22 protein-coding genes are annotated in these 23,838 nt (G+C 58.4%); 8 read left to right on the top strand and 14 right to left on the bottom strand.

Going from position 1 to position 23,838, the window contains the following annotated elements; translation table 11 throughout:
- Positions 1-38: 38 nt before the first annotated feature.
- The 4 genes from RI101_05310 to RI101_05295 form a co-directional block, all read right to left on the bottom strand.
- Positions 39-1,454, bottom strand: coding sequence for a sigma-54 dependent transcriptional regulator (locus RI101_05310; GenBank protein ID MEC4889460.1), 1,416 nt, complete (start codon positions 1,452-1,454; stop codon positions 39-41).
- Between the two features lie 8 nt (positions 1,455-1,462).
- A complete protein-coding gene (locus tag RI101_05305) occupies positions 1,463-2,236 on the bottom strand; it encodes a hypothetical protein (GenBank protein MEC4889459.1) in 774 nt (257 codons plus the stop codon).
- 2 nt (positions 2,237-2,238) lie between these two features.
- A complete protein-coding gene (locus tag RI101_05300) occupies positions 2,239-3,711 on the bottom strand; it encodes an ATP-binding protein (protein ID MEC4889458.1) in 1,473 nt (490 codons plus the stop codon).
- A gap of 209 nt (positions 3,712-3,920) precedes the next feature.
- Entirely contained in the window at positions 3,921-4,751 is an 831-nt protein-coding gene (locus RI101_05295; GenBank protein ID MEC4889457.1) for a hypothetical protein, read from the bottom strand.
- Positions 4,752-4,933: 182 nt separating this feature from the next.
- On the opposite strand from RI101_05295, the gene clpB reads away from it, so the two are divergent.
- Complete coding sequence (gene clpB / locus RI101_05290; GenBank protein MEC4889456.1) at positions 4,934-7,534, top strand: ATP-dependent chaperone ClpB; 2,601 nt, start codon at positions 4,934-4,936, stop codon at positions 7,532-7,534.
- A gap of 10 nt (positions 7,535-7,544) precedes the next feature.
- Here the strand turns inward: clpB and RI101_05285 are convergent, their stop codons facing one another.
- The 3 genes from RI101_05285 to RI101_05275 are packed head-to-tail and all read right to left on the bottom strand — an operon-like array spanning position 7,545 to position 9,770.
- The gene (locus RI101_05285) at positions 7,545-7,970 is read right to left on the bottom strand and encodes a hypothetical protein (protein ID MEC4889455.1); all 426 of its coding nucleotides are present in this window, start codon (positions 7,968-7,970) and stop codon (positions 7,545-7,547) included.
- A gap of 46 nt (positions 7,971-8,016) precedes the next feature.
- A complete protein-coding gene (locus RI101_05280) occupies positions 8,017-8,232 on the bottom strand; it encodes a hypothetical protein (protein ID MEC4889454.1) in 216 nt (71 codons plus the stop codon).
- Between the two features lie 8 nt (positions 8,233-8,240).
- Complete coding sequence (locus RI101_05275; protein ID MEC4889453.1) at positions 8,241-9,770, bottom strand: YifB family Mg chelatase-like AAA ATPase; 1,530 nt, start codon at positions 9,768-9,770, stop codon at positions 8,241-8,243.
- A gap of 127 nt (positions 9,771-9,897) precedes the next feature.
- On the opposite strand from RI101_05275, the gene RI101_05270 reads away from it, so the two are divergent.
- Positions 9,898-10,551, top strand: coding sequence for a hypothetical protein (locus RI101_05270; protein MEC4889452.1), 654 nt, complete (start codon positions 9,898-9,900; stop codon positions 10,549-10,551).
- Between the two features lie 55 nt (positions 10,552-10,606).
- Entirely contained in the window at positions 10,607-10,843 is a 237-nt protein-coding gene (locus tag RI101_05265) for an Lrp/AsnC ligand binding domain-containing protein (protein MEC4889451.1), read from the top strand.
- Here RI101_05265 and RI101_05260 read toward each other — a convergent pair.
- Positions 10,840-11,829 (bottom strand): Gfo/Idh/MocA family oxidoreductase, encoded by a 990-nt coding sequence (locus tag RI101_05260; protein MEC4889450.1) that lies wholly within the window; start codon positions 11,827-11,829, stop codon positions 10,840-10,842. The genes RI101_05265 and RI101_05260 overlap by 4 nt on opposite strands.
- A 190-nt stretch (positions 11,830-12,019) precedes the next feature.
- Between RI101_05260 and RI101_05255 the strand changes: the two genes are divergently transcribed.
- Positions 12,020-12,820, top strand: a complete 801-nt coding sequence (locus RI101_05255; protein MEC4889449.1) for a dienelactone hydrolase family protein — start codon at positions 12,020-12,022, stop codon at positions 12,818-12,820.
- Positions 12,821-12,870: 50 nt separating this feature from the next.
- A complete protein-coding gene (locus RI101_05250) occupies positions 12,871-13,803 on the top strand; it encodes a hypothetical protein (GenBank protein MEC4889448.1) in 933 nt (310 codons plus the stop codon).
- Positions 13,804-13,823: 20 nt separating this feature from the next.
- Here RI101_05250 and RI101_05245 read toward each other — a convergent pair whose 3' ends face one another.
- On the bottom strand, positions 13,824-14,225 hold the full coding sequence (locus tag RI101_05245) for a DUF423 domain-containing protein (GenBank protein ID MEC4889447.1): 402 nt from the start codon (positions 14,223-14,225) through the stop codon (positions 13,824-13,826).
- A gap of 700 nt (positions 14,226-14,925) precedes the next feature.
- On the opposite strand from RI101_05245, the gene RI101_05240 reads away from it, so the two are divergent.
- Positions 14,926-15,576 carry a uracil-DNA glycosylase gene (locus tag RI101_05240; protein ID MEC4889446.1) on the top strand — a complete coding sequence of 217 codons (651 nt, stop codon included), beginning with the start codon at positions 14,926-14,928 and terminating at the stop codon, positions 15,574-15,576.
- Here the strand turns inward: RI101_05240 and RI101_05235 are convergent.
- The gene (locus RI101_05235; GenBank protein MEC4889445.1) at positions 15,532-18,225 is read right to left on the bottom strand and encodes a hypothetical protein; all 2,694 of its coding nucleotides are present in this window, start codon (positions 18,223-18,225) and stop codon (positions 15,532-15,534) included. The two genes, RI101_05240 and RI101_05235, sit on opposite strands and share 45 nt — an antisense overlap.
- A gap of 625 nt (positions 18,226-18,850) precedes the next feature.
- Between RI101_05235 and RI101_05230 the strand changes: the two genes are divergently transcribed.
- Together RI101_05230 and RI101_05225 are read left to right on the top strand one after the other, a co-directional pair.
- A complete protein-coding gene (locus tag RI101_05230) occupies positions 18,851-19,141 on the top strand; it encodes a nucleotidyltransferase family protein (protein MEC4889444.1) in 291 nt (96 codons plus the stop codon).
- Positions 19,138-19,482 carry a DUF86 domain-containing protein gene (locus RI101_05225; GenBank protein ID MEC4889443.1) on the top strand — a complete coding sequence of 115 codons (345 nt, stop codon included), beginning with the start codon at positions 19,138-19,140 and terminating at the stop codon, positions 19,480-19,482. Before RI101_05230 ends, RI101_05225 begins: the two co-directional genes overlap by 4 nt.
- 86 nt (positions 19,483-19,568) lie before the next feature.
- On the opposite strand, the gene RI101_05220 is transcribed toward RI101_05225, so the two are convergent.
- The 4 genes from RI101_05220 to tldD all read right to left on the bottom strand — a co-directional run bounded on the left by RI101_05220 (position 19,569) and on the right by tldD (position 23,709).
- Positions 19,569-20,030 carry a hypothetical protein gene (locus tag RI101_05220; protein ID MEC4889442.1) on the bottom strand — a complete coding sequence of 154 codons (462 nt, stop codon included), beginning with the start codon at positions 20,028-20,030 and terminating at the stop codon, positions 19,569-19,571.
- Positions 20,031-20,117: 87 nt separating this feature from the next.
- A complete protein-coding gene (locus RI101_05215; GenBank protein MEC4889441.1) occupies positions 20,118-20,831 on the bottom strand; it encodes a dienelactone hydrolase family protein in 714 nt (237 codons plus the stop codon).
- Positions 20,832-20,906: 75 nt separating this feature from the next.
- Complete coding sequence (locus tag RI101_05210) at positions 20,907-22,274, bottom strand: TldD/PmbA family protein (GenBank protein MEC4889440.1); 1,368 nt, start codon at positions 22,272-22,274, stop codon at positions 20,907-20,909.
- A 4-nt stretch (positions 22,275-22,278) separates the two neighbouring features.
- A complete protein-coding gene (tldD, locus tag RI101_05205) occupies positions 22,279-23,709 on the bottom strand; it encodes a metalloprotease TldD (protein ID MEC4889439.1) in 1,431 nt (476 codons plus the stop codon).
- Positions 23,710-23,838: the final 129 nt, after the last annotated feature.

Genomic DNA, 23,838 nt, shown 5'->3' with positions numbered 1-23,838 from the left:
AAAATTCTGGCACTTACGCGACAGATCTCACTAATCCCTTAAGACTCAATGAGCTTCGGATCCCCCTCTAGCTCCTCTATTTCTTCCTCGGCCGCCATCCCTTTGGTCGTCGATGGGTGCAGGCCATATTTTCGCAGCATTTTATAGAAATCCGCCCGATACCGGCCCGCAAACTGAGCCGCCCGCGAGATATTCCCCCCCGTCAGCTGCAAGACGTTCTTGAGGTAGGTGCGCTCAAATTCCTCTTTCGCCTCCGTGAGCGGCTTCAACGGCGTGTCAGCGGACGCGCTCACCGACGGGAGCAGATCCGGCGTAATCATGTCCTGACGGGACAGCACGACGGCTTTTTCGATGGCATTCTCCAGCTCTCGAACATTGCCGGCCCAGGGATTGATCATCAGCCGGTGGAGCGCCGCAGGAGTAAACCCGCGCACATCCTTATTGGCCCGCTTGACGCTCATCTTCAGAAAATGCTGCGCCAAGAGCGGAATGTCATCACGCCGGTCGCGAAGCGGTGGAATGAACAGCGGGACCACCGAAAGACGGTAGTACAAATCGTTTCGGAAGCTGCCGTTCTTGACCGCTTCCCCAAGATCTTTATTGGTGGCGGCAATGATGCGGACGTCGATCTTTGTGGAAAGTTCGGACCCCACCTCGCGCACCTCCCGCTCCTGCACGGCGCGCAGCAATTTCACCTGCATCGAGAGCGGCATCTCCCCGATTTCGTCAAGAAACAGCGTGCCGCCGTTCGCGCTTTGAAAAAGCCCTTTCTTCGGGCCATGCGCGCTGGTGAAGGCGCCGCGGACATGTCCAAACAACTCACTTTCAAACAGCATTTCCGGGATGGCCGCACAGTTCAACGCGACAAAGGGCCCCTTGCTGCGCCGGCTATTGGTGTGGATGACCCGCGCCATCACCTCCTTGCCGGTGCCAGTCTCGCCATAGAGCAGAATCGTCGCATCCGAATCGGCCACTTGCGCGACCTGCTGAAACAGCTGCTGCATGGCGGGGCTGCGGGCCACCACGTTTTCAAGTCCGTACAGCTCCTTGACCAGGGATTTGAGCCGCTGGATTTCCAGGCTCATGCGCTGTTGGGACAGCGCTTTCTCGATCGTCGCTTTCAATTCCTTGTCATCGAACGGCTTGGTGAGATACCCGAAGGCACCCCGCTGCATGGCCTCGACCGCATTGGGAATGCTCCCATGCGCGGTCAGGATAATCACGGGCAGTTCCGGATGAAGGCGAAGCAACTCTTCGGTCACTTCCAGCCCGTTTTCTCCATTGAGGCGCAAATCGGTAATGGCGAGGTTAAACATCATTTTTTTCGCCTCTGCCAGCGCCGCCTTCCCGGTCGTGCAGGGCGTGACGGCAAACCCCATGGCCGACAGGCGCATTTTCAGGAGGTGCAGCAAGCCCTCGTCATCGTCAACGACTAAAATATGTTCGTGCTCCATGGTGTTCCTTATGGGGTTAGGTCAGGATTTGGCACCGGGAGACCGCCCACAGAGGGACGGATCGGACGAACCTTCTCCCGCATCTCTTGATCGATCCGCTTCAGCGCCTCCAGCTGGGCAGACAATTCCTCGATCTTCTTGTCCCGCTCCTGCAATTGCTTTTGCAGCGCGTGCACGGAAACCGGCTCGGACTTTTGACTGTCCCGGTCCTTCCTCGACGTCAGCAACTCGATTTTCCGCTCAAGGTCGGCCAGCTCCCGCTGTAACGACTCGACCGTTTGGGCATCGGTTTCTTTCAGCACGCGCAATTGTTGCGTGACGATTTCCCGGTCCAGCAAATCCCGCACAAGCCGGTTCGCAACATGATTGAGCGACGCATGCGCCTCAGCCAGCGCCGGCGCGATGAGGACCGCTTGGGCCCAGGATTGCTCTTTTTGCACGGTCCGCTCCTGCAGCAACTGCAGCCAGGCTTGACTGGAGGCCGCCAGACGGCTCTTGGGGGCTACGGCCAGCACCCGCCCAAAGTATTTCTCCGCGACGTCGCGGCTTTCATAGAGTCCCAAGAGCGCGCGGGTAAAGTACACATGATCGCAGGAGCTGGTTTCATTGCATTTTGCCGCTAAACCGTCTTGTTTCCTAATCAGGGCTTGATAGGCCTTGGCGTCTACCGGGTCCACAGTGAAATAGGGCTGGTGGCTCGGCAAGGGGGATGTCCACAGCGCGCACCCGCTGAAGACCATCGCCAGGGGAATCGTCCATCCTGCGGCTCTCATCCTGGACATGCTCAATTTGCTCCCCCAGGCTTGGTCAGCCGCAGAACAAAACGCACCGTCGTATCCTTCCCGGCCTCGCTCTCGATCCAAATTCGCCCCCCGTGCGCCTCCACCACCTTTTTGGCCAGCGCCAATCCTAATCCACTGCCGGCCAAGGCATGCTTCGGCTTATTCTTGCCCTGATAGAACCGTTCAAAAATATGCGGGAGATCTTCCGTCGCAATACCGGGACCGGAATCCGACACCGCGACCTCCAGCGTGCCGCCCTTGAAGTCCGGCGTGATCTGAATCTTGACGGCACTGCCTTCCGGGCTGAACTTCAAAGCATTGGACAGGAGGTTATCCAGCACCTGCTCAATGCGCGCGGTATCGGCCTTCACCCACAGCCGTTCCTCCGGATGCTCGACAAACACCTGCACATGCTTGGAATCCGCCAGCAACTGCACCTTTTTGACGGAAATATCGGCCACCCGGCGCAATTCGGTCGGCACGATACGGTACTCCATCATACCGGCTTCCATCTTGGAGAGGTCAAGTATCGTCGAGATCAGATGAATCAGACGCCGGCTGCTGTCCGCCATGATCAGCAGCGTGGTGCGCTGGTCCGCCTTTAATGGGCCGGGGATTTCGTCGAGCAACAAATGCGTCCCCTCCTGGATCGACGCCATCGGCGTGCGCAATTCGTGCGAGACGTGCGCCAGAAACTCCGCTTTCATATCATCCAGCTCTTGCAGCTTCTCGCCCATCCAGTTCACCGTATCCACGAGGTCCCGCAATTCCGGCGGCGCGGAAATCTGAAGCGGCGTGCCGAAATGGCCCTGTCCGATCTGCTTGATATGGCCCTGCAGCTGGCGCAGCGGGAAGAGAATGCTGTAACTGGCAATCCCCGCCAATCCGAGACCGAACACCAAGGCCACCAGCACCAGCTGCTCCGTCGCCGCCTCGGCCTGCGCGGCGCGCGCACGCGACTCGCTCACCCCCGCACTGATGCGCGCTTCGTGCAGATCCATGTAGCCCTGAATGGAGGCCGTCATCTGGTCCATCAGGAGATCGCGGCGGGCTTCATAAGCCGGCGACCCCGAGGCGGACTGTTCGATGACACGCGAAAACTCCTCATGCGCCAGCACCAGCCGCTCCTGAAACAGACGGCCGGTTTCCTGCAACCGCGAGACCCCCGGCGACACGGTTTCTTGTGCCCGCAACTGCTGGAGGCTTCGTTGAAACTCTTCCACCTCTTCGTTGAAATTCTTCAGAAACGTCTGGTCTTTAGTCGCCAGATACTTCTTTTCGCTGTTCAACTGTTCATACAGCCCCGCTTGAAGGCGCTTTGCCGCATCGACCGCCGGATAATGGGACAGCACCATATCGGTGCTCAGCGCCGTCAATTGCCGGAGCTGAAACAGCGCATACAAATTCACGCCGGCCATCACGACAATGATGACCAGGCAGGTCAGAACCAGCCGCCAGAAAATCGATAACTGCACGCCTCGGGAACCTTCCGTCCGCGGAGAAAAGGGAAAACCTGATCCAGGTGTAGGAAAACCCATACACTATTTCACTTCTCGACTCAAGCGCGCGTCCTGCCTCAGCTCGCTGAGCGGGTGATCGTCACGGGACGTTGGGGTGAAAGGCCCACTACTGCATTGCCGCAATGGATAAGGACATTCTGAGAGCCACTGCTCTCGCCGATCCCCTAACGCCCCGGGTCGAACCCACGGGCAAAGAGGCGCTGACGGCGAGATGATCCATGTAGTAATGCAAAGAGATGGCCACGAAAGAGGAGAATGCTCATGGCGACAGGAGGAGTGAGGAGGATGGCGAGAATCCAATAGGCGTCGGCGGAAAACCCCAGGTAGGAAAACCATCCGCCGAGCACCGTAAAGGGCAAAATCAGCAATTGAAAGAAATCGAGCCCTGCCCCACGGCCAAGCCGGCTCGACAACGAGACAAACTCCCGCAGCCCGGTTGGCGAAAGCACGACGGGAAGCATCAACAGGCCGAAAGGCAGAAACCATTCAATCCAATTTTCCAGCACAAACTCATAGGAGGTCTTGAACACATCGAGGGGGGAATCGTGCCGGACTTGGTAAATAACCTCGAGCGCCGGGTTGAGCAGGATAAAGAGGAGCACGAGGCAGGCGGACGAGAGAAACTGGCCGTAGGGATTGGCCTGCGTGCCCATATCGAGCGCCATGATAGGAAGCCAGAGCACAAATCCCACGCCAATGACATCCCAGAAATAATGCCCGAAGCTGTCGAGAATGTCCTGAAATTGAAGCGTCCGCGCCCGGCTGAGCGATTGTTCGATCAAATGCAAGGTGGCCCCGACCAGCAGGGCATTGGCGGCGCCGAGCATAAAACCGCCGGCCATTCCCAAGGGACCGGCGATCCGGGAAATGCCCACAAACAAGGCGGCAAATCCGACCAGCGCCAGCATGGCGATCCACCCACGGCGCAAAGACTGTCCGGTCGAATGGAGTGCGTCTCGATAGAGCGCGATCAGCGACGTCAGCGGGTTTGTCATATCTCGTCATCCCACGTGGTTCGATCAAAATCCGAATGCGCACCATAGTCTGGATCGCCCTGACGGTCAAGATTCCATTGCGGACAGCCAGAATCTCCTGCCCCCATGGCTTGACTCGTTCCAGCCCGTGCTTATTGAACAAGTACCAGACAATTATTGAAACGAACCGGGAGAATAGCCCCATGGATATGAATCGGATGACGGTGAAGCTGCAGGACGCCTTACAGGCCGCGTCTTCCCATGCCATGCGGCGCAACCATCAAGGAATTGATGTCGAACATGTGTTACTCGCCTTGCTGGAGCAGGAAGGGGGAACGACATCCGCCTTGTTGGAACAAGCAGGGGTTGCCGTATCTGCCGCGCGGCAAGCGGCCGAGCAGGCGCTGAATAAACTGCCCCAGGTACAAGGCGCCACCGGCAGCCCGGGGCAAATCCATGTCACCAGCCGGCTCAGCCAGGTCCTCGCGAAGGCGGAAGACGAGCGCACCGCGTTGAAAGACGACTATCTCAGCGTGGAACATCTCCTGCTCGCCATGGTGCAGGAAGGCGGCATCTTCAAGAAGCTGGGTGTGACCAGAGACCGTCTGTTAGCCGGACTGCAACAGGTGCGCGGCAATCAGCGCGTGACCAGCCAGGATCCGGAAAGCACCTACCAATCGCTCGAAAAATACGGCCGCGACCTGACCAAGCTGGCGGGGCAAGGGAAACTCGATCCCGTGATCGGCCGGGACGACGAAATCCGCCGGGTGATCCAAATTCTCTCCCGCCGAACGAAAAACAATCCGGTCCTGATCGGCGAACCGGGCGTCGGCAAAACCGCCATCGTCGAAGGGCTGGCCATCCGCATTATTAAAGGCGATGTGCCGGAAGGCTTGAAACACAAGCGGGTCATCGCGCTCGACATGGGCGCGTTGGTCGCGGGCGCAAAATTCCGGGGCGAGTTTGAAGAACGGCTCAAAGCCGTCTTGAAGGAAATCCAATCGTCACAGGGACAAATCCTCCTGTTCATCGACGAGCTGCATACCGTCGTGGGCGCCGGCGCGGCCGAAGGGTCCATGGATGCGGCCAATCTGTTGAAGCCGATGCTCGCCCGCGGCGAGCTGCACCTGATCGGGGCCACCACGCTCGACGAATATCGCAAACATATCGAAAAAGATGCGGCGCTCGAACGGCGGTTCCAAACGGTCTTGGTCGATCAACCGTCCGTTGAGGATACGGTGTCCATTCTCCGCGGCCTCAAAGAACGTTACGAAATCCACCACGGCGTGCGCATCAAGGACGGCGCCCTCGTCGCCGCCGCGAAGCTGTCGCATCGCTATATCGCGGACCGGTTCCTCCCGGACAAAGCCATCGACCTGGTCGATGAAGCGGCGGCCAGGCTCCGGACGGAAATCGACAGCCTGCCGGCTGAATTGGACGAAGTCTCGCGCAAAGTACTCCAGCTGGAAATCGAACGCGAAGCGCTCAAAAAAGAAAAGGATCAGGCCAGCGCGGCCCGTTTGACGGCACTGGAAAGCGAGCTCGCCGACAAACAACGGACCGGACAGGCGCTCAAAACGCAGTGGGAATCGGAGAAGGCTTCCGTGGGACACCTGCGGAAAATCCGTGAGGCGATTGAAGCGGTGAAACTGAAGATCGAGCAGGCGGAGCGCGCCTATGATCTGAATCGCGTGGCGGAACTCCGCTATGGCGAACTCCCCCGTTTGGAGCGGGAACTGGCGGTCGAACAAACCTCGCTGGGCAAGAAGCAGCATGAGAACCGCTTGCTGAAGGAAGAAGTCGATGAGGATGAGATTGCCGCCGTCGTCAGCCGGTGGACCGGCATCCCCGTGTCACGACTGATGGAAGGCGAATCGGACAAACTGCTCAAGCTCGAAGACCTGCTGCATCAACGGGTGGTGGGGCAGGATGAAGGCGTCCGGGCGGTGGCCGATGCCGTGCTGCGCGCCAGATCCGGCATCAAGGATCCCAACCGGCCGATCGGCTCCTTTCTGTTTCTGGGCCCGACCGGCGTGGGCAAAACCGAACTCGCCCGCGCGCTGGCCTCGGTCCTCTTCGATGATGAAAACAACCTCATTCGGATCGATATGTCCGAATATATGGAGAAGCATACCGTCGCCCGCTTGATCGGGGCCCCTCCCGGCTATGTGGGCTTCGAGGAAGGCGGCCAGCTGACCGAAGCGGTGCGGCGCCGGCCCTTCTGCGTCGTGCTCTTCGATGAAATCGAAAAAGCGCACCACGATGTCTTCAACGTCCTCCTCCAGGTGCTCGATGACGGGCGCTTGACCGATTCCCAAGGCCGGACCGTCGATTTCAAGAATACGGTCCTCATCATGACCTCGAATATCGGCAGCCCGCAGATCTTGGAATCGCAACAAACCGGCGCCACCTATGAGCAGATGCGGGAGGTCGTCATGGGCGAGCTCCGGCAGCATTTCCGGCCGGAGTTTCTGAACCGGGTCGATGAGGCGGTCGTCTTCCATCCGCTGGCATCCGCCCAGCTGGTGAAGATTGTCGGGATTCAGTTGGAACGGTTGAAAGCCCGGCTTGCCGAACGCCGCATTACGCTGGCGATCTCGGCGGCGGCGCTGGCCCATTTGGGAGAACGAGGCTACGATCCGGTGTACGGCGCGCGGCCGCTGAAGCGGCTCATTCAGCAGGAACTCGAAACACCCCTGGCCCGGCTCTTGGTCAAGGGGGAATTGCGCGACGGCGATACGGCGTCCGTGGATATGAAAGAACAGGGGCTGGTCATTATCCCGACGGTGACGGCGGAGGGCTGATCGCCCTCCCCTAGCCGATCACAATCGACCCGCCTTTTTGATCCTGCGTCACACCGCTGGTCTTGAGCTTGTCGAGCCGCCACTCCTTCGCCGACACTTCGAGGGTGTGCCCTTTCATCGTGAGAAATTCGCCTTTGGAGAAAATCACGACGTTGGGCGCCTTGGCCTCGACCTGAAGCAGCACTTTCCCCGTCGCCGTTTCCTTCAGCAGGACCGTCTTGGGAGTCTTCGTGACATCGTACGCCCGCCGTTCATTGAACGTAATATTGCTATCGACCATCTTCACCAGCATTTTCCCCGTCTGATCGAACAAGGCGAAGCTCACCAGCAACGCGCCGGTGGAGGGATGCTGCGCCACTTGCATGAGCGGCACGCCTTCGACTTCGATCGTCCCGTCCGTATTGCGATAGAGATTCGACCCGATTTGAAGATCCATGATTCCCCTTTACCTGATGCGGGTTCGGGGTGCACCGAACCCTGCGCTATGATTTCTTAATCCGATCGAGGATCAAGGCGATACAGCCGCCCAAGAGCCCGCCGCCGATCACCGTCGTCAAGAGCTCCGCGAGCTTGAGCGTCCACACCGACCCCTGCGCCTGCATGACATCGCGAATCCCGCCCTGGAGCATGAGCACCGACAACGCCATCGTCGCCCCCACCACGAACCACCAGAGAAATACTTTAATTGTGGGAAACACGGCTGGTCTTATCCCTCAATGGTCCGATCGAGCGCCCGATATTGAATCGCTTCGGCGATATGCGCGACCTCGATCTTCTCCGCGGCCGCGAGATCGGCAATCGTCCTGGCCACCCGCAAAATCCGTCCGTGCGCGCGCGCGGACAAATGCAGCCTCGCCATGGCCTGTTCCAGGAGTTCCTGGGGCGCGGTGGACAGTCCACAATACCGCTTCACGAGTCTGGGCTTCAACTGGGCATTTGTATAGATGCCATCGGACGTGTAGCGGGCCCGCTGGCGCTCGCGGGCGGCCAGTACGCGCGCGCGAATGGCGGCGGAGCTTTCGCTGGGCGGCTGTTCAGTCCGCAGCTCCCGCACCGGCACCGGCGGCACCTCTAAATGAAGATCCAGCCGGTCTAACAAGGGACCGGAGAGTTTCGCCCGGTAGCGGCGGATCTGCGGCACGGTGCAGACGCAGGGGCGCGACCGGTCGCCGTAATACCCGCAGGGACAGGGATTCATCGCGGCGATCAGCATAAACCGGGCGGGATAGCGCAAGGACCCGCTGGCTCTCGTCAGAGTCACATGCCCGTCTTCGAGGGGCTGCCGCAAGCCCTCCAGCACCGGCCGCTTGAACTCAGGCGATTCATCGAGGAACAGCACCCCATTGTGGGCCAACGACACTTCACCCGGTTTGGGAACGGCTCCCCCGCCGACCAGGCCCGCATCGGAAATACTGTGGTGCGGCGCCCGAAAGGGCCGCACCATGAGCAGGGGCCGCTCCGGCGCCAGTTGCCCCGCCACACTGTGCACTCGCGTCGTTTCAATCGCTTCATCCAATTCCATGATGGGCAAGATGGATGGCAGCCGCCTCGCCAGCATCGTCTTGCCGGATCCCGGCGGGCCGATCATCAGCAGATTGTGGCCGCCGGCCGCCGCCACTTCCAACGCCCGCTTGGCATGATCCTGCCCCCGCACATCGGCATAGTCTTCATCCTCCGCCGGGCGAAGCGACTCCAGATGCATCCGATTCGAGACGGACGGCAACAACGCGTGCGCCCCTTTCAGAAACTCGACCGCCTCAGGAAGGGTATGGATGGGATAGGCCGTCACCCCCTCGACGAGCGCCGCCTCAGGCCCATTCTCCGCCGGCAGCAGAAGCTCATAGCCCTTGCGGCACGCCAACCCAAACGACAAGGCCCCCACAATCGGCTTGATCCGGCCATCGAGCGAGAGCTCCCCCAGCAGGACCCGCCGGTCGAGCGCAGCTTGCGGAATGATGTCCTCCGCCACCAAGATGCCGATGGCGATGGCCAGATCCAGGCCGGAGCCTTCTTTTTTGATTCCGGCAGGAGCGAGATTGACGGTGATGCGTTTGGCGGGAAAATGAAACCCGGTATTCTTCAGCGCGGCGCGGACACGATCCCGGCTCTCCCGGACCGTCGCGTCCGGCAGGCCCACCACGGAAAATTGCGGGAGCCCTCCGGAGATATCGACTTCGACGTCAACCAAATGGGCATCGAGACCAACGAGCGCAGCGCTCGCGACCTTGGCCAGCATGCATTCACAGCCTTTCTGTGCCCGGGAGACGCGGAATTATAGAAAGTCCTGGCATCGGTTTCAAGAGAACCGGCGCACCCTGCTCGTGCGGTAGCTCCGCTCCCGGCAACTCTGTATAATGAGCCGCATGCACCTCTGGCCCACTCCCCCAGGGGATTCTCGTCTCGATCAGCAAGCCGCCAGGGCCAGACAGCCGTCCCCTGCTGCGAGGGTAATGCTGATCGCGCTGGCCGGCCTATTCTTCATTGGCATCTCCCCCGCGCCAAGCCAGGCCACGCCACACCTTGTCCAAGCCCCGCGATCGGGAAAAGCGTCTTCGCCCCAGATCGGCGCCGTGATGGCTGCGCTGGCCACCTTGCAGGATGCCGGCGTGCTGCCCCCGGAAGACTCACGCGAAGCGACACACATCATTAAGTGGACGATTCAATTTCAATCGGTCTTTATGAAAAGCGACGATGCGGCGGTCCGAACCTTTGCCCTCCAAGCCCTGGCGCCCTCCGATGGAGAACAGGCGCCTGAGAGGCTGGCGTCGCTTCGCGCGACCGGATGGACGGCGGAGATCCTTGAGGCGCTCGCCGAAGAGGAAGCCCGTACGGCGGAAGAGGCCCGACAACTCCTCGCTCCCGGGTTCGGCCAATTCAATCTCTCCGTGGAAGACTTTCACCGTTTTACGCAACTGGTGCGCGAGGCACGGGAGTCATTCACCCGGCGCGGGCTGGAGTTCAAGACCGTGTTCGCCACACGCAGAAAGGAGATGCCGGGAGCCGGTTCAAATTATTAAAGGAAGTGCACCGTTCAACGACATCGCATGTCCGATGTGACACAAGGAGGTTTCTATGGCAACCAGGGCGTACATTCTGATCAAGGTGAAGGCGGGAAAAACGAAAGACGTCGTGCAGGCGTTGAAAAAGATCCCCGGCGTTGAACAGGCCCATTCCTGCTTCGGCCGGCCGGACATCTTTGTGTTCATCAGTGTCCAAGACGAGCGGTCACTGTCGGACGTGGTTATTACCAAGGTCCATTCCATTGACGGGGTCGAAGAGACCGATACCCATATCGTCGCGGAAGGCTAGCTGGCCAGCGGCAAGGTCACCGGACTTCCTCCGGCCTCTGCGGACCGGTAGCAGGCTTCTGCCAGTTCCACGGCACGGCACCCGTCTTCGCCGGTAATCGGCATAGGCCTGTGCTGTTCCAACGCCCGCAGAAACTCCCTGATCGTGACCAGTACGGTCTGGCTCGGGGGGACCGTCTGCTCCTCACCGGCGGCGGCCGGCACAATCGAGCGCAGCTGGCGGTTGCTCCAATCAGCCGTCAGCTGCCCCTCTGACCCAATCCATTCCACGCGTCCCACACGTCCGGCGGCCACACGAGCCACCTCGATGGCGCATTGCGTGCCACCGTCCGTGAGAAGATGCACCATGGCCAAGGTCTCCGGAGCGGCCGGCGGAAGCCGGTCCATCAGACAGCGCACGGCACGGATCTCCTCCCCCGTCACATAGCGGACCAAATCCAGCAGATGCACGCCGAACTCCAGCAACGCCCCCCGCTTGCCATACCCATCGGCATGCGTGGCATCGCGCCCCTTTGTTTCAATCCGGCTCGTCAGCACAAGATGATGGGAACGGCCGATCGTGGGCTTGGCCGCCCGCAGCCATTGAATCGTCTGATCAAACCGCAGCGTCTGCGCCGTCATGAGCGGAACGCCGGCCTTCACCGCCGCCTCGACCATCGTGCAGGCGTCTTGATAGGTCGTCGCCAGCGGTTTCTCGATCAGCACCGGCTTGCCCGCCGCCACCGCCGCCAGACAGATTTCCTTGTGCAGAATCGGCGGCGTCACGACGATGACCGCCTGAACCTGCGGGTCGGCGATCAATTCCTTGACCGATCCATACATCCTGACAGACTCGCTGCCGGAAAGATCCAGTCCCTGAGCAGGATGCTGCCGGCAGACTGCGTGCAGCCTGGCATCTGGAATATCCTGGAGGATGTGGCGGGCATAGCGAATGCCATGGCGGCCGGCGCCGATGAGCCCAAGACCGATCGAATGCGTTGACGACATGTCTCCTCCCAGCTCCGCACACTCTAGACAGGATGTGAAAACGGGTCAATGTCTCCGTACAATCTTCCCCGCACGCCACCATGACACCGCTCCGTTGACATTCCCGCAAACGGTTGCCTATAGTCGGCCACTCACGAGACGCAGCTTCATATTCTTCGCACCAGAGACCGCTGAGAAAGGTTCGAGCGCCATGACGACCACACATTCGGCCCCCTTTACGCTGGAACAAATCGGAACCGGGGCCGCCCGCTTCCCAAGTGGCGTGCCGATCCCAACCCATTCGGATCAGATGGTCGATCCCTATTTCAAAACGCGGATGCCCAAAGAGCACCAAATCGACAGTCTTCTGTTCTGGCCGCAAGACAAAAACATCTATCCCGGACTCGTGCTCCTCCATGACCAATGGGGGCTGACCGGACAGATGAAGGATTTGGGCGCACGCCTGGCCTGCGAAGGCTATGTCGTCGTGATCCCCAACCTCTACGGCCGCCTGGGCGGCATGGTCACGGCCAACGACGAAGTGGCTGAAGCCTTGAGGGCCAAAATCAACGATACCCTGGTGCTGCAGGACATCAACTCCTGCTGCGAATATCTCAATACACGCGACTTTGCCAAACGGAACATTCACGGAGTCGTCGGCTACGGCATGGGCGGCTCCCTCGCCCTGCGCTTTGCCGCGCAGCGGAAGCGCCTGCGCGCCACCGTCGCCTATTACGGAAAAGCGCCCCAGCCGCGCGAGCTGATGAAGGACGTCCAATCCCCGATCCTCTACCATCAAGCGGGACAAGACACCTGGGCCACCGCCGACGATGCCGAGCAACTGCGCGCCGCCGCCGCGGAATACGGCAAGAAAGTCGAGATCCAGACCTATCCGGATGCGCCCCATGCCTTCTGCAACGAGATGAAGCGCGACAGCTACCGGCCTGAGCCGACCGCGGCCGCATGGGAACGGACCGCCCTCTTTCTCAAAACCTGTTTCCAAGGAACGTGATTCGGATCGCCATCCGCCGATTCTTACCCAATCCGCTGAGACGCCACACTATGCGCCTTTCAATACACTCGATTGCCGCCGCCACGCTGCTACTGACTCTGACATTGCTGCCCGGTGCGCTGAGCGCTCTGCCGCCGGCACAGGCAGCGGAATCTCCCGCAGGACCAGCCGATCTCTTGCCCGTCATGCAGAAATACGGCGAGCAGCTCGGCGCCGTCACCGGAGAGGCACAGGCTGTGGGGCTCTTCGTCACGCAGGTCGGCCCGGCGCTGGGTCTGCACGACGTCGCCACGACGCTGGCCGCCAAAACGATTCCGGCTAAAGTCGCCAAAGAGCTGGGAGTCCAAGAGCTGACGGGTTCCGCCCAACGGCTCATCGCCAACCTTGCCGCGTGGCAGATTGCCGACCGCCTGTCGCAATCCCTGAGCGAACGGGCCACCCCCGTCTTTACACCTCCACCGGCGCTGATGGACTGGATCCAAACCTCTTCGCCCCTGCCCGTTCTCACGCAGATGACCAAGGAATTGTCGCAGCTGGCCGGGGAAAAGCCGGAGGCAACCGCGGCCGACCGCACGCCTCTAGCCCTGGCAGCAGGACGGCTGGCGCTCGACGCGCAACAGCGCGCCATGGCGGAATGGTGGCAGCTCAAGACCTGGAAAGACCGGGTTCGGACGGTGCGCGGACGCAGCCGGCTCTGCGGAACCTGGCAATGGATCATTCACAATCACCAGCAGCATCATCAGGAACAAAAATTCCCCCTGCTCTTCCCTCCTCCGGGGCCAGACTATCCCCTCGCGTCCGGGCTGACCGAAGTCATCGTACTGGGAGAGAACGTCTATCTCCGATGGGAAAGCAACGGCCTAGTTCAGGAAGACAGCCTCCAGTTCACCAAGGAAGGAAGAGGCCTCGAAGGCACCTTCGTGAACTCGCAAGGGGGATGGGGATCAATTAGCGGAAAACGGACCAGCGACTGCAAACCGTAACGCGACGACCGAGCGCGCCCTCACTCTTGCGAGACCACCGTCCCACGCCAGACAGACCAGCCCAAAAGACTCCAGCCGGTGATAAAGGCCAGGCCCCCGATCGGCGTGATCGCACCAAGCCAGCGAATGCCCAACAACGAGACGCCGTAGAGGCTCCCGCAAAACAGGAGCATCCCTGCGGCAAAACACCAACCCGCCCGCGCCACGCCTGGGCAATCGAACGCCCGTCCGGCCACACCCGCGGCCACCATCCCAAGCGAATGGTACATCTGATAGCGCGCCGCGGTTTCAAAGACCGCCAGCATCGGCGGCTCCAGCATATTCTTCAGCATATGCGCGCCAAAGGCGCCTGCGGCCACGGACAGCCCGGCCAAGAGACACCCCAGCGCGGTGACAGACTGCAACGACCGTGATGATGCCATGACATGCTCACAAACTGGTGAATCGATCGCGCCGAGTGAACCGGCGGCGTATTTTAGCAAACTCCACACCAAGACGATATGCGAGTGATCCGTTGAGAGATCAAACGGCTCCACTCTATTTTTTCATCATGTTCTAAACGGCAGCTTAGAATGGCTGGCCGATACCAGTTGGCAGAAAAGAAAAACTCTCAACTTTTTTCGATTCGCCCCTATTTTGGCATGGAACCGCTCGGTCCCCACCTTCTGTGGATAATCCTGTGTGTAAGTTCCTTTTTACATACAGGAATGCATGAACTGTGATGCGTTGAGACCACATTGCCTAAGAATTAGGCATTGATGCCATGTCACCCGCACCACAATATGTAGTGGACAGACCTCTTATTCCATAGTTTTTTATACATTCCCAAGAAATACTGGCTTGACAACATTATTTTTCCGCTCCTAGTGCGAGTTCGAGAGCCTCAAAAAAAGAAATATCCACAGGGGCAATGGTTTTCTGAGAAAAAGTGACGCAATCCTGCATCATAACAGGCGATTAAAAACGTCAAGATCCAAACCGACAAATTTCAAAAAAAAGGGCACTCCTACCCCCGGCCCTCACTCTTCCCCCTCTTTATCTGCATTCCTTTATCTGAACCGATCAATTGACTTCGCCTTTCCACCTCCCTACTATGCCCGAGCTCATTTACGGAAACCGCCCATGGCCACCACTCCACTACAAGATCTTGCCGCCTCCCTTCACGATTGCCAGCGCTGCAAACTGGCCAAACTGGGGCGCAGCCAGGTGGTATTCGGCGTCGGCAATCCACACGCCGACATTATGTTCGTGGGGGAAGCGCCGGGATTCAACGAGGATCAGAAGGGCGAGCCCTTCGTCGGCGCGGCGGGAAAGCTCTTAAACGATCTCCTGCAATCTGCGAACTTGTCGCGCGATCAGATCTACATCGCCAACGTCATCAAGTGCCGTCCGCCGAATAACCGCGATCCGGAGCCGGATGAAGTCGAGACCTGCAAGCCGTTTTTGCTCCAGCAGATTCAGTTGATCCGGCCCAAGTTGGTCTGCACGCTCGGCAATTGGGCCACGCAGACCTTGCTGGAACGAAAAGTGGGGATTACCAAGGTGAAGGCCCAGGCCTTTTATCTGAAAGACTTCGTGCTCTTCCCGCTGCTGCACCCGGCGGCGGCGCTGCACCAAGGGAATCTGCTGCCGACCTTGAAAGAAGATTTCAAGAAGTTGAAGGAGTTTCTCGACAAACACACGAAACCGGCTGAACCAGCACCCGGCAAGCCAGCAACAGGCCCGACCCTACAAATCGACTCGCCGACTCCGGAACAGACCAGCCTGTTCTGAATCGTCCCCTCGCAAACGCCCGGCACATGTTCTTCGCATATCTTGAATGAGCCCATTAGGGTCGGATCTTGTATTGTGCACTCCGCCTAGCAACACGGCAGCACTGACATCCAGCGCTGTGAACTCCCACGCCCCGCCATTCGTTTCGGACGTTTCACCTTTCACGTTTGACGTTTCACGAGGACGCCATTCCTCATTAAGGAATGGCGTCGGATCCACGAACAACCCATAGCCGGCGGCGTCGGTATCCAACGTGATCGTGGTGCCGGTCGTGAGCGCGAGGTACCCATCAGCCAGATCGGCTATTGTAATGGTGGCCTTACTGAGCAGCGCGAGTTGATCGAAGCTGAGAGCTGATGGCTGAGAGCTGATAGCTTCGGAATTGTTGACCAAATTCCGATCAGTCGGTACAGTTTGGCTACCGAAGGAGGGACTATGCTGAAGTTGGCCTTGATTCTCGCTGTCGCTGTTGCTCAAGTGGGGTGCAGCGTTGAAGAGGGGGTTGGACCTTACAGACCTACACCCATGACCAACGATAACCGGGACCAATTGGAAGGGCTCAAGCGAGAATTTCTGAACATCGAAGATCTCAGAATTGGCGATGGCCCCCTTGCCGCTTGGGGCCGAAGAATCAAGGCCAACATTGAAGTCCATTATACTGACGACACCGTTATCTATGAAGGATCTATATTCGACGATGTCGGCTTTGAGGGAAGCGTCTTCATGTATAACGCAACCCAAAAGAGTGGAGCTTTGAACAGTAGTCAAGTCGGTATCTGGCTGGGAATAAACGGCATGGCTGTTGGAGGCAAGCGACGCATTACCATTCAGCCCAGATTGGTTGACACTGGACCGCTCGTCAAGAGCATCCCCGGCTATGGAGGGGCGGATGTCCGCAAAGATACGCTGATTGTCGAGGCTACCCTGACAGCTTCCTGTGTGCCCACCCTGCTGAGAGCCATTCACTTTCCCACTAGCCGCTACATGATCGAACGAGAAGTCGGGTGCCGAGACCATGAAGAGCCCCGCCGTACTTCCAGCGATCCCATCTGGAAACTCTATTAGGTTACTTGTTCCCGTTGACAGCCCCGACCACTGAGCAGCGGCCACTGCCAGAAACGGATTTATCACTGACTGAGCAATCTGGACTTCAGAGCTGATGTTAGGCTGCGCGGCAGCCTCCGCCATGATTGGTGAGCCTGGTAATCGCAATGCGATGTTATCAAGCAGCAGACTCGCGGGACGTTCTCGTACGATAGGCAGGGTGCCTGTCATCGACAAGCGGAAGCTAAGAGATGTGACCTTGCCGTGCAAATCCACACTTGGGCTCTGTGGATTTCCTAAATCCTGCCTGGCTATGAGCGACACCTCCGTATGGAACCAGCCTGACTGACCGGCTATAGGCGTTGGCGTTACCTTCGGCCCAAGTTCATAATCTTGTCCGTCGATACGAGCAAAAATTCGCACATCAGGCGTACGGGTCGATTGCCCACCTTGACCATCCCCGCCCAATTCAGCCGACAGCATAAAATCAAACTGCAGTGCCTGAGCTGTGGGCGAAATGAATAACCGGTTATGCACAATTTGAGAATCGAACAAGTCATCAAGGAATGCCGCATGGCCTTGCAATCCATTGGATTCAATTATCGCCTGTCCAGATGCATTCACTTTCGGAACAACGACAACGGGTCTCAAGCTAGTGGTCAGTTGAGCGCTGAGACTCTGATGTAGCGACCATCCTGGAGTGCTAGTCTCATATGATGGGAACCGCTCTGCACGATGTAAGTTTCCGTGTTCAAAGTTCCCGTTAAAGATTGTCTCAATGGCCTCACCATTTGGATGAACAATCGCCTTCATAGGTCCATCAGTGTTGTCAAACTGTACCCCCCGCCCAACTAACGAAGAATCAAGGAACTGCACACCACCGCCAGGAGAAAACGCCCATCCTTCACCGATCCCCTCCCATACCGAATCTGGACGGTCAAACGGGAATGTTAATAAGCCATTGTGGGGATACTCATGCGCGACATACCAGGGGATCTTTGATCCTTTAAATGGATCCGAAACGTTCGTGCCCAGAGCTCCCCCTGGCGCAACAACAAAACTTGAAACATTATTGTAGAGATTTCTGAAAATCGGCTCTCCTTTTGCGGATGTGAATTCAAATGTAGGAAGGCTGAGATCGACCGTTCCTGCATACCATCTCCACACCCGGCTGTGGGGACCTCCGATACCCTCCAGACTCAGCAGCGGTATGCTCGAAAAGTCATCTTGAGTAAATAGAGCTCTCCCTGGTGTCCCATTTTTAATCCCGCTCAGCGCAGCATTGATCTCAAAACCAGATAGTGCCCGTCCGTTTGGAGTAAAGGTTAGTGCATCTCTTTCCTTTGCTGCTTCCTGAAAGTAATTATCCGCAAAAATGACATTGCTCCATCGCGTGACATCGGGATCATAGAATTCATCGTAGAAGATGTTACTGGGTATGCCTTTGAAGATTGCATCAAAGATAGCCGCAGGCTGGACAAAAGTTGGGTTCTTTAGACCATTTACAATCGCCCCACCTGCAAGAAGAATAAAATCTTTGGTAAAGGTCCCGCGATCAACCTTGAGCGATGGCTGATTGAAGTCATGCGGATCAAGGGTCGTCATCCGTACTAGCGTGGATGGAACTTCGGTGCCCAATCTCTGCACGATTTCACTATTCACGACTGTCCCACGGCTATGAGCAATGAAGTGCATCGGAGAGGAGAAAACCTTTCCACTAAGATCCTGATTCAACTTCAGGAAATGGGGTCAGGCATTACTATTGACTTATAAGCGGGATCCATCGACCGCCGAGCTCACATGCTCGAGACCCATCCCATGCCCCAGCTCGTGCATCAGCACCGACAGCAAGTCGCTCTTCCCAGCGGCAGGGCAGCAGCCTTCCTCTTCGGATGGCTCCTCCTCTCCGGCATATCAAACCATTGCACCAGCATCTCGTCCCACCAGCCCTCGGTCACGCAAAAGAAATAAGGGTTTTCCAACTCAACATTTCCCAGCACATGACCGTCTTGAATTTGTGAAACGTCGCTCGTCTCTTGGCGAATAGAACGAGGGTTCATCCCTGCTTGCAAAATTCGCTTCGCGTTTCACGAGAGACACTCACGCCACCGCCACCCTCCTCCCTCCCCCAAAACCTACTCGACGACCCTCCACCTCGCCAGAAGGCTGGATTGCTTGTCATATTTACGCGAAATGAGTATTCTCCCCACAAGGAAAGCAGAGAGACGCGATGACGACCGATGATGTCCTGAAATCCAAGCGCAACGATATTCTCCGGCTTGCGGCACAACACGGCGCCCGCCATGTGCGTGTGTTCGGATCGGCGGCGCGCGGAGAGGCAGGCCCGGCCAGCGACATCGATTTATTGGTCCGGATGGACCGTGGACGGAGCTTGCTGGACTTGATCGAACTGAGCCAGGAACTAGAGTCCGTCCTGCACCGTAAAGTGGATATCCTTACCGACGAGGGCCTGAGTCCTTACCTTGAACAGCGCATCCTTGACGAAGCCGTTCCGCTATGAAGGATGACCGCATCTACCTGCTCCACGTTCGCGACGCGATCCAATATATTCTGGAATACACTGCCGCCGGCAAGGATCGTTTCTTCACGGACAGAAAAACACAGGATGCCGTCGTCAGAAATCTGGAAATTATTGGCGAGGCGACCAAACGCATATCGGCCCCCCTCAAAGAGGCTCATCCCGACATTTCTTGGAAACCCATCGCCGGAATGCGAGACAAGCTGGCGCACGATTATTTCGGCGTCAACCTTCAGCTCGTATGGGATGTTGTTGAGCGCGACTTGCCTATTCTGAAGGGCAAGATTGCGCAACTTCTGGAAGACCTAGGCAGTCGATCCTAGCCGGGAATCAGGACTGTCAATCCTCGACCCATGACAGTCCGATGCTTTGCTATCGGTCCACCGGCGAGACTTGTTCGCAGCAGAGCTTACGCTTTCGATTCGACCTTGGTGGATGAGTCTGACGCTGAATCAGCGGCTTCGCCGCCTTCTTCTTCGGCCGGCTTCTCTTCTTCCGGCATATCGAACCATTGCACCAGCATCTCATCCCACCAGCCTTCGGTCACGTCGTCGCCGGGATCGGTGCCGAGAAACGCAACCTCATCTTTCTTGACGTCAGGACCTACCAAATGGGGCTGGAACTTCGCGCGATCGATGACTTCTTTGGTGGCATAGCCGCCGATGATCCAGGCATCCGGATCGGCCCGGCGCGATTTGTAGGCCTTCAACTCGATCTTCAAATACATGAAGATCTGCTGCTGGACCGGATCCAGCACGCCGGACTGGGGCAGGCTGAGCGTCTTTTCAATTTTCTTGCGCCAGTGCCGGTCGTCATAGCGCGACGTGACCAGCTGGAGCATTTTCTTTCCGAGTTCGGCATCAAGCGGCATGGAAACTCCTAGTGGCTAGAGGCACGCGGCTAGAGGTAAGAGGGACGCCTGGGTCTCTCGCCACTGGCCCCTCGCCTCTTGCCCATCTTACATTTTGAGATGCTGCTGGAAAAATGCGAGGGTTCTGCCCCAGGCATCTTTCGCTTCAGCAGCCCGATACACATCTTTCCGCAGATCATTGAAGAACGCATGCGGGGCACCCGGATAGGTCTTGATCTCACCGGGCTTCTTGTACTTTTTCAGCGCTGTCACCAGTCGCTGCACATCGGCTTTGGTAATCCAGCCGTCGTCTTCTCCATAGATATAGAGGACCGGCGCCGAGAGTTGCGCTAACGGTGCATCGGGATTCGGCACTTGCCCATAGAATGGAACCGCGGCCTTAATGTCTCCGTTCACACAAGGCAGCATCAAGGCATAGGAACCGCCCATGCAGAACCCTGTGACCCCGATACGGGCCGGATCGACTTCCGGCACAGTCTTGAGATAGGCCACCGTGGCATTCAAATCCTTCAACCCATCTTCTTGTTTGAGCAAGCCCATGAGTTCGCCCGCCCGATTGGAATTGCTCATCGGGACCACTTCGTTCTGAAGCCGCGAGTACAGATCCGGCGCAATCGCCACATAGCCTTCCGCCGCAAAGCGCTTGGCAATATCCTTCACATGCTCGTTCAGCCCCCACCATTCCTGAATCACGATGATCGTGGGGCGGCGCTCCTTCGTCTGCGGCGCGGTCACATAGGCGCGCACCGTGACGTCACCGCTCGGATACTGCACCATGGTCTCTCTGATCGGTTCAGCCATATTTCACCTTGCTACACCTGCACGCATTTCATCCCTGCATCCGAACCATCAGCCATAGACTAGCCGCCATTCGCCCTAGTTTCCCGCCACCATCAGTTCGGCCAATTTGAGGGTCGGGCTGGCTACCCTGCTGCGGAAGACCAGATCGTTCCCCACCATCTCGATGTCCTGGAACATCTGTTTCAGATTACCGGCAATCGTGATCTCTTCGACCGGATAGGCCAGCTCGCCATTTTCAATCCAGTAGCCGCAGGCCCCGCGGGAGTAATCGCCCGTCACCATATTGATGCCAAACCCGATCAACTCGGTGACATAGAGCCCGTCTTTCACGGACGCAATCATCTCTTGCGGACTTTTCGATCCGGGAACCAGATAGAAATTGGTCGGGCCAACCGACGGGCTTTCCCCCACACTCCGTGACGCATTCCCCGTCGAGGCCATCCCCAGTTTCTTGCCCGAATAGGTATCGAGCAGATAGCTCTTCAAGACTCCGCGTTCGACGATCATGTTCTTGCGCGTCGCCAATCCTTCTCCATCGAACGGCCGGGACCCGAGCCCCCCGTCCATCCGCCCATCGTCATAGACCGTAATGAGATCGGATGCGATGCGGTTGCCCAGTTGATCGAGCAGAAATGACGCCCGCTTGTAGAGGCCGTAGCCGGACACGGCGCTACAGAGGTTGCCGAGCAGGCTCCCGGCCGTTTCTTGGTCGAAAATCACCGGCACGCGCTTGGTCGCCACCTTGCGGCCACCCAGGCGGCGCAAGGTGCGCCGTGCGGCTTCCTGGCCGATCGATTCCGGCGTAGAGAGCTTAAGAAATTTGCGCTGCACTTCATACCAGGAGTCCCGCTGCATGCCGCCGCTCACCGGATCCGTCGCGATCGGCGACACCGCCAGCGAAAAACTGGAACTGCGGTACTCCCCGATGAATCCGTGACTGTTCCCCAGCACCACGCGGCCGGACGATGAATCGAAATCGGCGCCTTCGGAATTCGTGATCCGCTGGTCCGCCGCCATCGCGGCAGCCTCCGCCCGCTTGGCCAGCTCGATCTGATGATCGGGATTGAGTTTCGTCGCATCGTAGAGATCGAGATCGGGCCATGCGGCCGCCATCTGCGACGCATCCGGCAACCCGGACACCTCGTCCGGCACCACCGCCTTGGCCAGCGTACAGGTTTCATCGACCAGCCGATGCAGCGACTCGGTCGAAAAATCGGAGGTCGAGGTGCAGGCCGAGTGCTTGCCCACAAACACCCGCAACCCCAGCCGCTTTTCCCGGGCCTTGCTCAAGCGATCGACGACGCCCACCCGCACTTGCACGGAAAAGGTTTCGCCGTCCGCGACCACGATATCCGCTTCCGTTGCGCCGCACGCTTTCGCACGAGCCAGCACATCGGCAGCCAGCTGCGCATATCCGTTCGTCTGTTGGAGGGTGTCGCTCATCGTCTTACCGTTGCGTCCCGCCAACGGTGATTTCATCGATTTTGAGGGTCGGCAATCCGACGCCCACCGGCACGGACTGTCCATCCTTGCCACAGGTGCCGATGCCGTTATCCAACTTGAGATCGTGTCCAACCATGGACACCTTCGTCAATATTTCCGGGCCGTTGCCGATCAACGTCGCCCCTTTGACCGGCTTCGTAATCTTGCCGTCCTCGATGAGATAGGCCTCGCTCGCGGAGAACACGAATTTGCCGCTGGTGATATCCACCTGCCCACCGCCGAACGTGACGGCATAGAGGCCCCGCTTCACCGATTTGAGAATCTCAGCGGGGTCCGACTCGCCCGCGAGCATGAAGGTGTTCGTCATCCGAGGCAGCACGACGCTTTGATAGCTTTCACGCCGGCCGTTGCCGGTCAGCGGAATGCCCATCAGCCGCGCATTGAGCTTATCCGTGATATAGCCGCGCAGAATGCCCTTCTCGATCAAAACCGTCCGGCCCGTCGGCGTGCCCTCGTCATCCATGTTCAATGAGCCGCGGCGGAAGGGCAAGGTCCCATCATCCACGATCGTACAGACATCGGACGCCACGCGTTTGCCGATCAGGCTTGAAAAGGCGGAGGTTTTCTTGCGGTTGAAGTCGGCTTCCAGGCCGTGGCCGATGGCTTCATGCAGCAAAATGCCGGGCCATCCTCCGCCCAGCACCACCGGCATGACACCGGCCGGCGCATCCACCGCCGACAAGTTGAGAATCGCCTCGCGCGCCGCTTCTCTCGCGTATTCCACATACCGGCTCTCATCGCGATAGAACTCGAACCCGACCCGTCCGCCCCCGCCGAACGACCCCACCTGCCGATTGCCATTCTCTTCGGCAATACAAGTCACTTGGAGCCGCGAGAGCGGCTGCACATCGCCGATCAGCGTGCCATCGGACGTGGCCACCACAACAATCTTATATTCGGTATTAAAGGACGCCAGCACATTCTTGATCCGCGGATCGTAGCGGCGCGCCTCCGCATCGATGGCATTGAGCAGCGCCACCCGGTCGGCCGTGGCCACTTCCGCCTTGGCCCGCTCGATGGGATAGAGATCCCGCGTAGGGCGCCGCTGCACCGGCACCGGCAGCCCCCGATCGCCTTTGGGAGAGTTCGCAATATAGCGCGCCGTATCGGCGGCAATTTCCAAATCTTTTTTGGTCAGTTCATCGGAATAGGCAAAACCCGTTTTTTCACCGGCAGTGGCCCGCACCCCAACGCCCTGAGAAATGCTCTTGGCCGCCCGCTTGACGATGCCTTCTTCCATGGACACGGATTCGGATACCCGTGACTCGAAGTAGAGATCGGCATAATCGACATCGCGGACATTCAACCGGTCGAGCGCATGGCGGACCTCCAGGTCTGTCATGCCGAATCTGGCAAGCTGAACGGAATCGGACATCGATCGGTTCCTTCATCGAGTAAGGACGGACAAGCGCCGAGTATAGCTGATTCATTTCCGCAGCCGCAATGCGACGTCTATTAACCATTGACAGATATAGGGCTTTTACTAAATATGGTTTGACATTGT

Origin of the sequence: Nitrospira sp. (genome assembly GCA_035968315.1) — a bacterium.
Lineage (GTDB): Bacteria > Nitrospirota > Nitrospiria > Nitrospirales > Nitrospiraceae > Nitrospira_D.
The sequence above is the reverse complement of the archived record's forward strand: the minus strand, read 5'-3'. Positions and strand labels throughout refer to the sequence as shown.